Raw genomic sequence first — 17448 nt, forward strand, 5'->3', positions numbered from 1 at the left:
AACTTTTACTAAAAACCCATATGAAATTGTTATAATTCGTTTTTTATTTTATTGCAAACATGGAATCTAAAAAATGACAATATCAGCTTATAGATTAATTTTATTATTATCAATCATTACAATTCTTACATTTCTTTTTATTGCTTGTACTAATGCACAACAGCAACAAATTCAAGTAGGACAAGTAGTTTCAATTGGTGAGAGTATGACTGGAAAATATACTTATGAAATTGTTAATAGTTGGCCGCATGACATAGACGCTTTTACACAAGGTTTAATCTTTCATGAAGGTGTTTTATATGAAAGTACAGGACTACAAGGAATGTCTTCCCTACGTAGAGTTGAGCTAGAAACCGGCAAAGTGCAGAAAAAGATTGATGTTCCTAATCCCTACTTTGCCGAAGGAATGACGATTTTTCAAGGAAAAGTTTATCAATTAACTTGGACACATAATAAAGGCTTTGTTTATGATTTGGGGAGTTTTGAAAAAGAAAAGGAATTTTCCTATTCTGGCGAAGGTTGGGGATTAACTAACGATGGTAAAAGCCTGATACTTAGTGATGGTACAAATAAAATTCGTTTTATTGATCCTTTTACTTTTGAAGTGCTTAAAACTATCACAGTTAAAGAAGGCCAAATGCCTATTACAAGCATTAATGAGCTTGAGTATATTAAAGGGCTGATTTATGCCAACATTTGGCAAACTGACCGAATAGTAATAATTGACCCAAATAGCGGGGATGTTACCGGTAGTATTGATTTAACAGGGCTACTTTCACCAACAGATCGAGCTATGAACCCTGATGTATTAAATGGAATTGCTTATGACTCAGCAAAAGACCGGCTTTTTGTTACTGGAAAACTTTGGCCTAAAATATTTGAAATTAAACTAAAAAAGAAAGCTTAAAGTTTAGTTAAGCTCTCTAAAAAAACTTTAACTTAAATTGTTATCAGATAAATAAAGACTCACAAACAACATAGGTTTTACTTTATTGTTTGTGAGTTTTTATTTATTTTTAATATTTTACTTTATTATTTTTTAGTTTTTCTTTTTTTAGCGGCTGGTTTTTCTTCTTCGGTTTCTACAACAGCCACTACTATTTGTGGATTGTCTGATGCTGGAGCTAATACTAATGAATATCTATCAGAATTTACTATATTATATTTAACATCTTGTGTAATTGTTTTGCTCACATCACTATAAGATAAACTATATTTTCCAATATTTACACCAGCAATCTTAAACTTTCCTTGCTCTGATTGTTCAAATGCTAAACCAAAATTATCTTTATCTACATAGAGCTTAAAAGGTTTATTTAGGTCTAGATTTTTCATTCTATTTAGATTTTCTACACCGCTTTTGGTAAATCTTAATATACCTACGCCTTTTTCATTGACTCTATATATTGCATCTACATTAGCTCTGCGAGTATCTGAAGTTTTTTGTATTTCTGTAAAGCCCATTTTTTATGCTCCTATTTTGTGGTTAATTATATTAGATAAGTACGCATATAATATATTAACTTTTATTTCTTTACTACTATCTTTTGCATAAAAATAATAAATTATCTTTATAATTAAATATTATTTGCTTTATTAACTCTTTATTATATTTGCTATAACCAATTTTAAACGTAAACTTACTATACTTTTACTAGCAAATTTATTGTATTTTTAGCCTATTTTATACTAGTTATTTAGCTATGATCACATAGTTAAAGACTTAATATATTCTAGTAATATTCAAAAAATATACTTGGTTTCTATACTTGGACTAGTGTTTATAATTATATTATTAGATTAATAATACTGATCACAATGCTGATCACAAATCTATAGGTTAGAAAAATTTCTCGCTTAGACCTTACTATTTTTAGTATTTTCTGGCAATATCTTATCTCTTATCTATTCTTATTTATCTATTGAAGGAATATTAATGCTTTCTGGTCACTCAATAATTTGTTTTGCTGGTGAAGATTGGTGGTATCACCATCCACACTCTAAAAACCATATAATGAAGCGTTTAGCTCGTAATAATAAAGTAATGTTTATTAATTCTATTTCTATGGGGTTGCCAAGTGTTCGTAGCAAAGATTTTTTTGCCAAAGTTCGCCGTAAACTTAAAAGCTACTTAAAATTTGTTCGCCGTTCTCCAGAAGGTATTTGGGTTGTTACTCCTATTGTCACCCCGTTTTTTTCTAGTCAGTGGGGAAGAACTCTAAATAAATGGTTGCTTATTATTCAACTTCGTATCTTAATGATTCTTCTAGGCTTTAGTAACCCTATACTTTGGATTGCTATCCCTACTGCTAAGGATATTGTTGGACGATTAGGAGAAAAATTATTAATTTATCAAGTGTCTGATAAATACGAAGCTAATGATATGGATCATGGTGCGCGAGGTGGGCTAATTCGCTCACTTCACGATGAGTTACAGGACAAAGCAGCAATTATTTACTATTCTGGAAAAAAGCTTTTTGGGGAGGCTAAATATAAAGAAAAGTCTTATTTACTTGAACAAGCTGTTGATTTTGAGCATTTTTCTGCTGTAACAGCAAAAAGTTTTCCTATCCCTAGCGAGTTTCAACCAATTAAAAAGCCTATACTTGGCTATTTTGGAGCAATTGAAAGCTGGTTAGTTGACCAAGACCTAATCCGATATGTTAGCCAGCGTCGTCCAGACTGGCAATGGGTGTTTATTGGCTTAAAAACAACACCTTTAACTGTAGAAGGTTTACCAAATGTGCATATGCTAGGGTCAAAAAATTATTATGACCTACCTGCTTATGCTGCACAATTTAGTGTTTGTGTTTTGCCTTGGGTGACAAATAATGAATTTGTTAATTATGGAAGTGCTATAAAAGTTCGTGAGTACCTAGCTACAGGTAAACCAGTTGTAATTACACCGCTTTATGAATATGAAGAGCTAGATGGAATTTTGCGTATTGCACGAGGCTATGACCATTTTATTGAGCTTGTAGAGCAGGCGTTAAAAGAAAATGACTTAGCCGCTAAAACTCAACGTCAAGCAACGGTTGTTAACTCAACTTGGGATGTGCGTACCGAACAAGTTTGCACTTTAATAGAAGAAAAACTACAAGCTAGTAAAAAATAGCTTATTGAACTAACAAAAGGTTTTGCTAGTTTAACCATTCCAAAAACTAATCAAAAGGTTGTTTATGTGTGGAATTTGTGGTTTAGTCGGTCAGGCTGAGAGTCAAAAGCTTGGTGCTATGTTAAAAACAATTGATCATCGTGGGCCAGATGATTTTGGCTCTTATATTAGCGAAACTTCTACAGGTGAAACCATAGGCTTAGGGCATAAACGCCTGTCAATTATTGATTTATCTCCAGCAGGGCATCAGCCAATGTCATCTTTAGATGGGCGTATCTGGTTAGTTTTTAATGGGGAAATTTATAATTATTTAGAACTTCGCCAAGATTTAATTACTCGTGGACATCGCTTTCGCTCAAATACAGATTCAGAAGTAATTATTGCTGCTTATCAAGAATGGGGTGAAAAGTGTGTTTTACGCTTTAATGGAATGTTTGCTTTTGCCATTTGGGATAGTCGAACAGAAAAACTTTTTATTGCTCGTGACCCACTAGGAATTAAACCTGTTTATTATGCTCAAACTAAACAAGGTTTTGCTTTTGCTTCTGAAATTAAAGCCTTGTTAACTTTAGATATACCTAGAGAAATAAACTTAAGCTCACTTAATCAGTATTTAACTTTTCTTTGGGTTCCAGATCCTAAAACTCTTTTTCAGGGTATTTATAAACTTGCACCCGGACATTATTTAACCTACCAGCAAGGACACTTGGACATTAAAGAATATTGGGATATTAAATTTAATGAAGACCATAGCCAAAGCGAAAAATATTGGTCAGAAGCAGTTTTAGAAACCTTAAAGCGTTCTGTTAAACGCCAAATGGTTAGCGATGTCCCGCTAGGGGCTTTTCTATCAGGTGGGGTTGATTCTTCTAGCCTTGTTGCTCTAATGGGTAAAGAAGTAGAGCAACAAATTACAACTTATACTATAGGTTTTACTAGCGAAGATTTAAGCTATGATGTAATTCCTGATGATGTTAAATATGCTAGAGAAGTAGGAAAATTATTTAATACTAATTACCAGGAATCTATTCTAAAACCAGAAGTTTTTGACCTACTTCCTAAGTTAATTTGGCATATGGACGAGCCAATTGCAGATCCAGCAATTATTACTAGCTATTTAATTTGTCGTGCTGCGCGGGAGACTTTAACAGTTTTGCTTAGTGGAATGGGAGGAGATGAGGTTTTTTCCGGCTATCCTAGGCATTTAGCAATAAAATTAGCAGAAATTTATAATTTAGTTCCTCGCTCAATTACTCAGCCTGTAGTTTCATCTCTGCCCGCTTCAATGCCAGGAAAATTTAACGCATTATTTCGCAATCTACAAAAACTAGCAAAATCAGCTTATTTGCCTTTTCAAGACCGCTATTTGGGCTATGGAACATATTTTACAGATCCAGAAAAACAAAAGCTTTATAGCAAAGATCTAAAAGAGCAGACAGCAAAATTTAATGCTTATGAACAGCATCAACATTTTTATAAGAGAGTTAAAGATGAGCATTGGATTAATCAAATGCTTTATATTGACTTAAAATTATTTTTACCTTGTTTAAATTTAACCTATACAGATAAAACCAGTATGGCAACATCTTTAGAAGTGCGCGTACCTTATTTAGACCAAGAATTAGTGGATTTAACTATGCGTATTCCAGCAGAACTAAAGTTGCGACGCTTTACCCGAAAGTATATACTCAAACGCGCTCTTGAAGGAGTGTTACCAAAGTCAATTATTCATCGAAAAAAAGCTGGTTTTAGCGCACCGCTTCGCGCCTGGTTAAGACGTGACCTAGCAGAACTAGTAGCAGAACTACTTTCCCCTAAAAAAATAGCATCTCGAGGCTATTTTGACCCAGCAGAAGTTCAGCGAGTAATTGAAGCCAATAATCAAGGCAGAGAAGATAATAGCTTAAAAATTTTTCAACTATTAACTTTTGAACTTTGGTATCAAAGATTTATTGAAAATAGGAATTAGTATTTGTGTTGCAAAGTGTGGAAAGACCTGAAGAATTAAAACAAAAAGTTAGAGAATTTTGGAATGAAAACCCTTGTGGGACTAAGTTTGCTCAAGCAGAAATTGGTACAGTAGAATTTTTTAATGCCATTGAAAAACATCGCTATGAAACTGAATGGCATATTTTAGAAATGGCTAATTTTCCTGCTTGGAAAGGAAAAACTGTTTTAGAAGTAGGCTGTGGTTTAGGCACCGATGCTGTACAATTTGCCCGTGCAGGTGCTATTTATACTGGCGTAGATTTAACCCCACGTTCTATTGAACTTGTAGGAAAACGTTTTCAACAGCAAAATCTAACAGGTAATTTTCAAGTTGCTGATGCTGAAAACCTCCCTTTTCCTGATAACCATTTTGACCTAGTTTATTCTCATGGAGTGTTACACCACACCCCAGACACACAAAAGGCTATTAATGAAGTTCACCGAGTAATTAAACCAGGTGGAAGAGCTTTAGTAATGCTCTATCATCGTAATTCTTATAATTATTATGGGAATATTATGTTTTTTCGTCGTTTTGGAGCTAAATTACTTCAATATGAATGGGGGCCAAAAGTAGTTAATTTAATTACTAAAGAAGATATTAATGCCCTTAAACGTCTGCAAAACGATATGAAAAAAAATCCTGAACAATTTTTTTCCCAAGAAGAGTTTCTTAATCAAAATACTGATGGTGCTGGAAATCCTTTGGCTCGGGTTTATAACCGATCGGAGGCAGCACAGCTATTTTCACGTTTTGGGAAAGTGGAAACAGCCGTAAGATTCCTTAATAAGCGTTGGATTCCTATTATTGGTAAATTTTTACCCAAAGCTATAGAATCACCCTTAGCCCGACTTTGGGGTTGGCATTTATGGATTATTGCAAATAAGTAGGGTTGATAAATGGCAATAAATATTGGAAAAAACTGATTTCTTTTTGGCAAAATATCCCTGAACCCCCAGCCGAAGCCGAACCACTATCAAAAAAAAGTAAATGGCTAATTATCACTGGAATTTTTCTTTTATCTTGCTTAGTCCGTTATTTACAGTATTTAGACTTCCTTCCACTACTAAAAACAGGCCAACAAGATTTTGCTGGACTAACAGCAATTCATGATGGGTTTGCTACCGAAATATTAAATAAAGGTATTGAAGCAGTATTTCCTAGCAGTGTTGCGCCAGGAGATACTAGTTTATTACTTTATCCTCCGGGTTATCCTTTATTTTTAAGTTTGATTTATAGTTTAACTAGTAAAAATCCGGCTGGAGTACTATTTGCTCAAGGGTTGCTAGATGCTTTAGCGGCTGTGCTAGTTTTTTTTATTGCCTTAGAGCTATTTAACCGAACTATTGCAAGTATTGCTGGAATTGCTGTAGCTATATCACACCATTTAGCTTATTACTCAATGTTGCTATTACCAGATAGTTTAGTGTCTGTTTTTGTAATGGCAGGAACGCTATTTTTAATTAAAGCTTATAAAGTTAGTTGGCATAAAGAAAAAGGCTATAAAGAACTTTTTTTAGCAGGTCTTTTTTATGGACTTTCTTGTTGGCTACGTGGTAATGCAATGTTGGTCTGGGGTTTTTGGATTATTGCATTTTTGCTAATGCGTAGGTCTATTGTTAATCCTGCACAACGCTTAGCTATTTTGATTTTAGGAACTTTTTTAGCTATTTCTCCAATAACTATTAGAAATTATTATTTATATGGCAAATTTGTCCCTATTTCGCTAAATGTAGGAAATATTTTACAAGCGGGACTTGCTATAGCAGATCCATCTTTAGGGCTACCAACAACAGACTATGAAACTCTAGTTTGGGATGCTAAAACCTATAACCGCCCAGATTATGCCGCAAATTTAATTTCACCAGATGGATTTTTACGTGAAAAAGACCGAATAGATCGTTCGCTAAAAATTATTTCTGAACGTCCTATTTGGTATCTTGGCGTAATGCTAAATCATATCGGAATAATGACTAAATATTCTGCTTCTGCGTCGCTAATTCGCCTAGAACTTGAGGGAAGAAAAGTTGACTTAAAAGAAGCTCAAAGAACAAAAGGCTCAATATTTGGCTTATTTAGCTACTATAGTGAATTTGGATCTTTTATAGATTACTTTAGGCCACTAGTAAGAACCTTACAGCGTATTTTTAAGGAAAGTGTTTGGATCTTTGTTATTTTAGGCTTATTAATTAGCATAAAAAATTTTCATAGTTGGTTATTAGTTGTAACAGTTCCTTTTTATTATTTACTTGCTCAATCAACTATGCACTCAGAATTTAGATATGTTTTACCTGCGCATTGTCTACTATTTATTTGTTATGGGGTAACTTTTTACACAATATTTATTGCAATACCTCGCCAAATTCGTAACGCAATATTAGTTCCTGATTATGCTAAACGTTTGGATGTTGCTCCTTTTGAACAGCTTACAATTCCTACTAATACTAAAGTAGATGTTAATAATTATGATCCAAATATATTAAATTTTGATGAAGAATCTAAAACTATGGAAACTCCTATTTTAGGAGCAAATGAGCAGAAAGAAACTATATCATTTAAGCGGCCAGAACCTATTATGATGGCTGGTGTTACGGTTGATAACCTTTCACAAACAGAAACTTTAACTTTAATAGATGAGTATATTAAAAATAAGCAAAAGGCTCGTTTTATGGTTGTAGTCAATGCTTCTAAACTTGTTTTAGCTCAAGAAGATAGTGAATTAAAGCAAATTATTCTTAATGCAGATATTGTTACTGCTGATGGAATGTCTGTTGTTTGGGCATCAAGATTTTTAGGTAAACCCTTAAAGGAACGTGTTACGGGAATTGATACTTTTGAGCGTCTAGTAGCAATGTCAGCAGAAAAAGGTTACTCAGTTTATTTTTTAGGTGCAAAGCCAGAAGTTATTAAAACACTAGTAGAACACTATCAAAAAACCTTACCTAACTTAAAAATTGCAGGTTATCACGATGGCTATTTTGGCCGTAATGAAGATGTAATTGAGGATATAAAACAGGCTTCTCCAGATGTCCTCTTTGTAGCAATGGGATCACCTCGACAGGAAAAATGGCAAGCTGCAAACCTAGCTAAACTAGGTGTAAGTTTTACTATTGGTGTAGGTGGGAGTTTTGACCATGTAGCAGGTTTTTCACAACGCGCCCCCCTTTGGATGCAAAAAGCCGGACTGGAATGGTTTTATAGGTTAATGCAGGAACCTACAAGACTTTGGCAACGCTATTTAGTTGGTAATACAAAGTTTATGCTACTAGTCCTTAAAGATAAAAAGTCTAAATAATTTCCCATTAATTTCCATGCAAAATGATAAAAAAGAACAAAAATTTGATAAAACGATAATTGAAGGCTCAATCCCAAAAGCTGTTTGGAAAATGGCTTGGCCCACGATAATGCAAAATATGATTGCTGGGCTACAAGGGCTTATAGATCATACTTTGGTTGGTCATTATGTAGGCTATCAAGGTAATGCTGCTATTGGAGTTGGTTGGCAGATTTTTTTGGTAATAGTTGTTTTTATGAGTAGTTTATCAATTGGTATGAGTGTTTTAATTGCACAAGCTGTTGGTGCTGGTGATAAAGAGCAAGTCAACAAGATATTTTACCAAGCTTTAATTACAGCATTAATTATAGGTTGTTTGGTTATTGCTCCTTTAGGTTATTTTTCCGCGCCATATTTACTAGATTTAGTAAAAGCTGAAAGTTTAGTAAAAGCTGAAAGCTTGCCATATTTGCAAATAATGTTTCTTTTTAATATTGGACTACTTTTCTTTTTTATGATGGGTGGAGGACTTCGGGCCGCAGGTGATGCTAAAACACCGCTAAAATTAGGGGCAATTTTAACAATCTTAAATATTATTTTTAATATTGTTTTAATTCGTGGTTTTGGCCCAATACCTGCACTTGGAACAAAAGGTTCAGCTATTGGAACTACTTCTGCTGCTGCTGTGATGACTTTAATAGGTCTTTATTTATTGTTAAGTAAAAAACTAGTTTTACGCCTGCCACCTCTTAAAGATCTAGCTTTTGATTTTAGTATTATTCGTAGTATTTTTAGCTTAGGACTTCCAGCAGGTTTTCAGGGCATTGCAATGAATATCGGAGGTGTAATACTTCTAAGATTTATTGGTATGTTGCAAAACAGTGCTGAAACTCAAGCTGCATATAGTGTTGCATATAGCCAACTTTTTTCCCTAATCACCTGGACATCGGTAGGGTTAATGAGTGCCTCAGCCGTTATTACAGGGCAGAATTTAGGGGCAAAAAAATTTGATAGAGTAAAGAAAACAGTTGTTACAACTAGTCTTTTAGGGTTTAGTTTAGCATTAATTATTGGCTTGCTTTTTGTTGCAATTCCTACTCAAATGCTTACTTTGTTTGGGATTGAAAACCCTTTGGTTATTAGTATTGGTAAAGAGTTACTTGCTTATTTAAGTCTTTCTGGAATATTTATCACAATAGCTTTAACTTGCACTGGAGGATTGCAAGGCACAGGAGACACTCGCAGCCCGCTTTATATTTCTCTAGTCTCACAAGTTATTATTCCTCTAGGACTTTGTTTTTTTATTAAATCCTTTCGTGTTCTACAACCTACAGATATTTGGACAGCAATTTTGCTAGGCCATTTCTTTAGAGCCTCGCTGACTATAATTAGATTTCAACAGAGAGTTAAAAACTTAGCTCTAGGGTAGATAATATTAAATGGTTTAAATTAAATAACCTAAAATAGTTTCCACCATTTCTTATTAGTTTTTTGCTCTTGAGGTTTTTCTATTACTGTTTCAGGTACTTTTTGAATTTCTTGAACAGTAGGCGGAACTGTTGTTAATGGTAGAGGAAGTCTTTTCCTTTGAGCAGCTTTCCAATTATATTTTTTAATGATAGCTCGAACTTTAGTTTTTAAGAGTCGCCCTTTTTCAGGGCTAACCATATAAACAAAATTGGCAAATCCTTGTATTGATGCAATTACATCTTTGGAGTGTCCCCAATGTTTGTTATCTGGGCCATCTTTTTCTATTTGAAATAAAGTTGCCCGGAAACGTTTAAGAGTTTTTTTAGATATACTAAGTTGTTTATTTACAACAATTCCTGTTACTTCTTGTTGTCGGCCTTTACGCAGTACACGAGTTTTTTCACTATTAATTGTTAAACCCTCATGTTTAACAATGTTGTCAGTTTTAGCTAAAATATTGCAAACATTACGACTAGCTTCACTTTTAGCAGAAAACGTTAAATCATCTGCATAACGAGTATAAGTAAAACCTAAATTGCTAGCCATCTTGCTTAGACGTTTATCTAAACGACGGCAAAGAATATTGGTTAAAGCTGGGCTAGTGGGCGCACCTTGTGGAAGATGTCTTTCAGAAGTAGCAACATAATAAGTTTTTCCATCAAGAATTACTTGTTCAACTATTGGTTCTGTACAAATTAATCCAAAAATAGTTGCTGCTGCTTCAGAATAACCTAAAGATAAGAAAAGCCCTTTAATTCTTTTATAAGATATGGAAGGAAAAAAATCCTTTAAGTCAATGTTAACAATAACTTCAGCCCCTATATGATGTTTAGCATTAGTAACAATGGAATGCTTTTGGCAAAATCCATGCGCTGCATCATGAAGTGTAACTTTTTCTAAGATGTTATGAAGTATCCAGTTTTGTGCTGCTTTAAGTCGTGGCATTGGAGCAGAAATAATTCTTTCTCCACCAGTTTTTTTAGGAATCTTAAAGCGAACATAATGTGAAGTAGTGCTAGTTTTACGTGTAAAAGCTAGAAACCTTAAAGCATTAATTGAAATATTCATTGCTGATGCTATTTCACTAGCATTAGAATACGAAAGTAAATTATGTTGATTAAGTCTACTGGAATTAACTTCTTTGTTATTTAACCCTGCGGAAACGCCTTCACCTAAATAAGTTATGTCTTGTTTCTTTTTTTCCTGCCAAGCTTTAGCGCGTTCTTGACGTTGGCGTTCTCGTCGTTCTTTGGTTTCTTGACGTTTACGTTTAGATTCTTCCATCCGCCGCTTACGTAATTCTTTAAGCATTTTTTCTTCATTACGAAGATTACGTTCTTGTGAGTTAAGTTCTCCTAATTGGCGTTGGAGTTCCCCACGTCGGCGAATTTCGTCGGCTGGATCTTGTGGTATTTCTCCTTGTGCAGGCCAAAAGCCAAAGCGAATCATTTCTTCTAAGATAAACTCTTCGCGGGAAGTTTGACGAATACGTTCATAAAGTTCTTGGCGGGTTCTTGGACGTTGGTTAGACATAACAGGGTATCTCCAAATAACAGAATTAAAAGAAATTTTAGTTTAATAGATACCTTCGTAAAGTTCTAAAGACTAGGCTTGCTCAACTCGATGCCGTATCGCGTACAGCCGAGGTTTTTGATTTTTCAGATCCAAACCGAAAGCCTTGGCTGTACGCTGATACGGCAAAAGTAAAGAGCAGACTAGTGAAGCATGACTAGACTAAACACAGGAATAGCGATCCACTATTCAGATTGCAAGGGAAAATTCTCTATTAAACCTACTAAAACTTGGAAATATTTATCTAAAAATTTTGTGTAAAAATAAAACCTTCGTAAAGTTCTAAAGACTAGGCTTGCTCAACTCGATGCCGTAATTGCCTGCGCTTGCATTTTTATTTTCCAAACACACACCGAAAGTGCTAGCGCAGGCAATTTACGGCAAAAGTAAAGAGCAGACTAGTGAAGCGTGACTAGACTAAATACAAGAATGGTGATCCACCATTCGGGTTGCAAGGTAAGCTCTTTACTTTTACACAAAATTTTAGATTTTAAAGAACTAATTAGTTAACCCAAAAATTTAGTGCAAAAGCAAAACCTTCGTAAAGTTCTAAAGACTAGGCTTGCTCAACTCGATGCCGGTGCAACCACCGGCGGGTTATTCACTTTACGAAACACAAACCGGAATACCCGCCGGTGGTTAGCACCGGCAAAAGTAAAGAGCAGACTAGTGAAGCGTGACTAGACTGAGTACAAGAATGGCGATCCACCATTCGGGTTGCAAGGTAAGTTCTTTACTTTTGCACTAAGTTTTGAATTAGAGAAAAACAGTTTAATTACTAGGTATAATCAACAGAATATCTTCGTAAAATTCTAAAGACTAGGCTTGCTCAACTCGATGCACTAGCAATACCTATTACGATTTTGTATTTACATAATACAAACCGAAAAACGTAATAGGTATTAGCTAGTGCAAAAGTAAAGAGCAGACTAGTGAAGCGTGACTAGACTAAGTACAAGAATGGCGATTCACCATTCGGGTTGCAAGATTCTAAGCTCTGCTTTCTACTTAGTAATTAAACTGCTATAAAATTGAGAAAGATCTAAGTAAATAATTTTAATATAAATGCCTGGTGATTTAACGTTTTTGGCGGCTATGCTGCATTCTTAAAGCTAAGATATGCTCACAAGGGCCTTTGAATAACTTGTTTTGTTGGTGCCAATAACATTCACAAGTTGCTTTAGCAATCCGTTCATCTTTATCAATGCCTACCATTGTATTGTAATTTTTGGACTTATCTTTGACATTGCCTAAAATATTTAATGTTCCTGTTGCGTCTTGTTCTACAACATTAATTTTTACATTATTTTGGGAAAGAAAACTTGTCGCGCTTTCTTCACGAGCATTAGCAAATCTTAACTTATCCATTGGTAGAGGATCGCGGCTTAACTCACGAACTCGATAAACAGATTTATTTAGGTCATAAATTGCTCGTCCTGCTTGAGTATAAGCACTTAAAGCACCTAAGATAATGTTACGGTCTATGCCTAGGCGTTTTGAAAGATCATCTGGTTTTTCTACCCATTTTTCTTTTAGTGCATCAAAAATACGGCGTTTAGTAAAACTATCTACCTCTGCACGAGGTGCCATTAAATCAAAATTTCCTGCTGTTGACCAATCGTTAGCCGTCCAACCTGATAGACCTAAAGTAAATGACATATCTCCTAGATCAGCAACATAGAATGATGGAAGTCCAGTTCCAAGTAGATGAACAGTAAAACTTTTAGCAATAGGTATAAGTCTTTCTAAAATAAGTATTCTACGTCTACCCCAAACCCGAATTGTAGTTGCTGTTGTACCTTGGTAAATAGAACGAGGACAAACCACTTCAATGTCCCAAGGGTCAAAAACTAATTTTATAGGCTCACCTGGTTTAAGGATATAACGCAGGCTACGAGGGCCAAGGTTTTCTTTATGGCGACGCAGCACAAAACAAATATTGTAAACATCCATTGGATGTAGAGTAAAAGAGGTAGTTGGTAAAGACATTGCAGAGCTTACTTGTAGAAAGCCTCTAACCCAACTATCAGGCAAGTCAATTTTTACTTCTTTATAATCTTCTTCACCTTGAGTTTTTACTTCAAAACCTGAAGGTTCTACTTCAAATCGAGTATTTTTATAGCTACGGATTTTTTGAAATTCATTGTAAAGCGTCGCAGAATAATCAATATTAGTTGTACCGCAGGAAAACTCACTAATATTTTTAAAGACTTCATAACTAGTACCTAGACGACCATAAGTAGATTCATCTTGGCTAAAACATTCAAAAAATACTTCATCAGGATGGACTGTAATTACTGGATCTAAAACAAACCAAACATCCCGTTCTTTTTCATAAAGATAGTTAAAAAAGCGTTGTTTAGCTTGATTAAATTGGGCATGACGGGCTGTATGTTGTTGATAAATTTGATTTAGTTCCGTTTGTAAAACTTTAATTTGTTCTACTAAGTCTGTTCGTTGGGCTGCTAGCATTTGGACATCTATTTTATCTCTTTCTGCTGCCCATTCTTTATAAGCTGTTTTATCTTTTGGCTTAAAGCGTAAGTCTGAAACTACAACATTGTGTAAAGCACTAATAGCTTCACGAAATTCAATATTTTTTTGTAGTTCGCCAATAAAAAAAGTAGGCTCGCGTTTAGTATCAGGAGAAAAAGACATCTTAGTTTGGCTAGAATGGCTAGTTACTGCTGAACTACCTTTGTATGAGTAATTAAATTCCACGGCGAACCTCCAAAGCTTTAACTTGTATTGGCAAAGCTATCTGTGGGTAGATACTATGAATCTTGAGCATAGACTCAATGCTATGGGCTTTATCTCTTATTGCCATAGTTACAGATTGTCTAGTAAGAATTTCTGCAACAACTTCTGCTGCTTTTACATCTTTCTCAGCTTCTTTTGCTAAGAAATTAAGCACACGTTCTTTGGCTATACGAGCTTTATTAATGGCTGATAAAGTGCTGATAAAATAAGGTGTTAGTTCTTTTAGACGATCTGCATTGTTAGCGGCGTATTCTTCTAAATAGTTAGTAACAAACATTTTCATGGTGTGGGAAGGATGCTCGCTTAATTTCATTAAGTATTCTGGGCCTGATTCGCTGGAAAAATACTTAAGAATTAAATCACGACCAAATTTTTGTACGTCTTCGCGTGTACTATCACAAATACTAACTAAAATAACTGGGCTAAGATGTTCTGATGTAAAGGAATCTTGAAATATCTTAAACCAAGTTTTTCTTTCTTCGTCCCATTTACAATCTAAAAATCTTATGGAAATAGCCATTTCATTTGGATCGTTATAAAAACGAGGTAGAGAATTTTTAAAAAGCTCTTGGGCTGCGACTCTTACGGCTTGAAGTTCGCTATTAGATAGTTTAACTAAATCATCTGTAGTGTAATGGCTAGCCCAGTGAGAATTAGCTTGTAGGAGAACACCAGCCATTTCTTGGGCAGAAGGAGATTTTGATTTAGTGAGTTTTAAAGTTAATTCCCAGTCAAGAGTTTGTAAGATAAACTTAAGCTCACTGCTTAATAGACTAACAATATATGAATGTAGTTTAGCAAAAGGTTCATCAACTAATAGTTTGTCAATTAATGTTAAACCTAGTTTTTGTCCAAATTCTCTATTAGCACTAGCTAAACGGCCAATTATTGGTCGGATTGTAGAACGTATATCAGCCAAGGTATGAGTACAAAGTGATAATAAAAGACTTTCTTTAGCTAATAAGGATTCATTAGGCAATTGACCAAGTAAGTTTATGCCTATAGCCCTCATTGATTCATAAGTAGAATTCATTAAAGAATAAATAATATCTTCTTGGAGAGAAACAGATTTTATTTGATGGTTAAGTAAAATCTTTCCACCAAATTCTTGTATTTCAAGAATTGGATGATCTAGAAGTTTTAAGATTATATTTAGCTCTAAAGAAGCTAGTGCATAGGTAAATTTGCTGGATACAATGTCTGTAATCTCTTTAATTTCTATAGATAAATTTAAGTTGTTTGTATCAACTCTTAAGGAAAGTAAATAAGCAATTACTTGTGAAATAAGCTCTTTTGCTACAGAATCAGCAAAAATAACAGAGTTTAAGAAATTACGTGAAAAATTACGAGTTTCTACTTGTTGGCTAGTAATCAGTGAAAAAATAAAATTAATATCTTTAGTAAAATGATGCCTAGATTCATCAATCCATCTGTAGGCTTGAGAGCGAGCAGGAGCAAAGCTTGAGTTAGCTAAAGCTAAAAGAAGCTGACCATTAGGATTATTTCGGTCATATCTAGCTTTTACTATATTAAAAGCTAGTTCTGCTGTTACTTGATAGGGTCGAGTTAGAAGTAACATTAATACTTCTATATCTAATTCATCGCAAAACTCTGAACAGGATTCTATAGCTTTTGTAGCAAAGTTATGCACTTCTTCACAATTACTTTCAACTAAAAGATGTAATAAGCCTACAGGAACATTTTCCCAAAGTTTAGGAAAAGATTCTTCCCGGATTTTAGGTGCTGGGTCTGCGGGTTTATAAGTAGGCCGACATCGCCAATTATTGTGTCCAGGAGAGACAACATAACGAGTGCTATTACCATATAAAATATAATTAAATGATATATAACTAGCATACTTATCATAGTTGGTATATGTATAGTTACGAGTTTGCCAATTATAGTAGCTAGTTTGACGAGTAGGTAGAGCGTCTTGGTCAGTATAAGGAAGTAAAACACCTACAGCCATTTTTACATAATCATAGTTATTTAAATTACCCATTCGTCTTAATGTACGCCAAACACGCTTACGTAAATACATACGGGTGTGGTTGCTATATGCAATAGGTGAGTCAGGTGTTTTTAGAGCTTTTTTGTTTACCGCAGTAACTCGACCATCAATAGTTATGTAGTAGGTGTTTGAATAAGAATTAGCTTGGAACATTTCTTTTTCTTTTTCAAAACGATAAGCAATAAGTCCAAAGACTTCTGCATCAAGTCGATATTCAGCAGCCTTAAAGATGTGTCTGAAGTGTTTGAAATAATTGGGTTTAAGTGTTGCAGTTCGTAAAATTTCTAATAAAGCGGGGCGAACATTTTTATTATCAATTAAATAGATAGTGTCTAATATTTCAAATTGTGCAGGAGTAGCATTTTTTAAGTAATTTTTAAGTAGTTGAGTAAATTTTTCTGCTGAACCATTTCGCGCACTATCACGAAGTTCAAGTGGGAGACGCTCAATCATATCTTGACGAAACTCTTTTTGTGTTTCTTCATCAGAAAGTTTAAGAAGAGCTTCAGCAGCAATACGACGTACAGAATCACTATTTCGAGAGTCACCATAAAGACGACCTAGAGCAGAAACGGCTGACTCATCTGCACACCAGCCCAGGCCCAAGCAATACAATAATCTCTTAAGCTATTGCTATTGCTAATTAAATTTATAAGTAGGGGAGTAGCTTCACGAATTTTTAGTTCTCCTGCTCTCCAAATTACTCGTTCAATGGGCCATTTATGCTTAGTTTTATTTGAACGAGAAGAAAGAAAGTTGCTTAAGTGGTCTAAAATCTTTTGGTTGCGAGGATCTGAAGAACTAGGGGTATTATCTATTTTTACTTTAGGGATTGGTTGTGGAGGTGTAACAGAAGTTGTGGGTGTTTGTTCTGAATAACCTTTTTTAACTTTTTCACTAACTAATTCTGCAAAAAGCCTTTGAGCTTGGGTTAATGCTACGGCACTAGTAGTTTTAGAGCCTTCTTTTAAGTTAGTACCACGTCGGCCATAACGGAAATTAACCAAATAACGACCGGGGCTTACTTCACAAAGATCAACTTCATAAACTTTGTCAGAACTGCCTTCACGATAATAAAGAGTAGTTTGTCTGATTAATTTCATGCCTAATAGCTCAACTTTCTAGGGCTTTTTAGTTAAACCAGGTTTTTGTTAATAATTTTTTTGAGCGAAAGTTATATCACCAAGACAGGGCAAAGTATAGCGAAACATAAGCGAAGAGTCAATAAAATTTTTTCTATAAAATCCAGGTAATTATTA

The 17448-nt window shown here is 34.6% G+C and carries 11 protein-coding genes; 6 read left to right on the forward strand and 5 right to left on the reverse strand.

From position 1 onward, the window contains the following. Nucleotides 1–73: 73 nt before the first annotated feature. A complete protein-coding gene (locus IPK14_07935; GenBank protein ID MBK7993346.1) occupies nucleotides 74–907 on the forward strand; it encodes a glutaminyl-peptide cyclotransferase in 834 nt (277 codons plus the stop codon). 125 nt (nucleotides 908–1032) lie between these two features. Here IPK14_07935 and IPK14_07940 read toward each other — a convergent pair whose 3' ends face one another. Further along, nucleotides 1033–1464, reverse strand: a complete 432-nt coding sequence (locus IPK14_07940) for a hypothetical protein (GenBank protein MBK7993347.1) — start codon at nucleotides 1462–1464, stop codon at nucleotides 1033–1035. A gap of 472 nt (nucleotides 1465–1936) precedes the next feature. On the opposite strand from IPK14_07940, the gene IPK14_07945 reads away from it, so the two are divergent. The 5 genes from IPK14_07945 (at nucleotide 1937) to IPK14_07965 (ending at nucleotide 9805) form a co-directional block, all read left to right on the forward strand. Beyond that, complete coding sequence (locus IPK14_07945; GenBank protein ID MBK7993348.1) at nucleotides 1937–3115, forward strand: glycosyltransferase; 1179 nt, start codon at nucleotides 1937–1939, stop codon at nucleotides 3113–3115. 64 nt (nucleotides 3116–3179) lie between these two features. Further along, on the forward strand, nucleotides 3180–5084 hold the full coding sequence (asnB, locus tag IPK14_07950; protein ID MBK7993349.1) for an asparagine synthase (glutamine-hydrolyzing): 1905 nt from the start codon (nucleotides 3180–3182) through the stop codon (nucleotides 5082–5084). 5 nt (nucleotides 5085–5089) lie between these two features. Next, complete coding sequence (locus tag IPK14_07955) at nucleotides 5090–5992, forward strand: class I SAM-dependent methyltransferase (GenBank protein MBK7993350.1); 903 nt, start codon at nucleotides 5090–5092, stop codon at nucleotides 5990–5992. Nucleotides 5993–5994: 2 nt separating this feature from the next. Continuing rightward, entirely contained in the window at nucleotides 5995–8397 is a 2403-nt protein-coding gene (locus IPK14_07960) for a WecB/TagA/CpsF family glycosyltransferase (GenBank protein ID MBK7993351.1), read from the forward strand. A 16-nt stretch (nucleotides 8398–8413) separates the two neighbouring features. After that, nucleotides 8414–9805, forward strand: a complete 1392-nt coding sequence (locus IPK14_07965; GenBank protein MBK7993352.1) for an MATE family efflux transporter — start codon at nucleotides 8414–8416, stop codon at nucleotides 9803–9805. Between the two features lie 29 nt (nucleotides 9806–9834). Here the strand turns inward: IPK14_07965 and IPK14_07970 are convergent, their stop codons facing one another. The 4 genes from IPK14_07970 to IPK14_07985 all read right to left on the reverse strand — a co-directional run bounded on the left by IPK14_07970 (nucleotide 9835) and on the right by IPK14_07985 (nucleotide 17292). Then, nucleotides 9835–11379 (reverse strand): RNA-directed DNA polymerase, encoded by a 1545-nt coding sequence (locus IPK14_07970; GenBank protein ID MBK7993353.1) that lies wholly within the window; start codon nucleotides 11377–11379, stop codon nucleotides 9835–9837. A 1116-nt stretch (nucleotides 11380–12495) separates the two neighbouring features. Further along, on the reverse strand, nucleotides 12496–14139 hold the full coding sequence (locus tag IPK14_07975) for an SWIM zinc finger family protein (protein ID MBK7993354.1): 1644 nt from the start codon (nucleotides 14137–14139) through the stop codon (nucleotides 12496–12498). After that, entirely contained in the window at nucleotides 14129–16795 is a 2667-nt protein-coding gene (locus IPK14_07980) for a hypothetical protein (protein ID MBK7993355.1), read from the reverse strand. Before IPK14_07980 ends, IPK14_07975 begins: the two co-directional genes overlap by 11 nt. After that, nucleotides 16750–17292, reverse strand: a complete 543-nt coding sequence (locus IPK14_07985) for a WGR domain-containing protein (protein MBK7993356.1) — start codon at nucleotides 17290–17292, stop codon at nucleotides 16750–16752. Before IPK14_07985 ends, IPK14_07980 begins: the two co-directional genes overlap by 46 nt. Nucleotides 17293–17448 lie beyond the last annotated feature (156 nt).

This window comes from Blastocatellia bacterium (genome assembly GCA_016713405.1).
GTDB lineage: Bacteria > Acidobacteriota > Blastocatellia > Chloracidobacteriales > JADJPF01 > JADJPF01.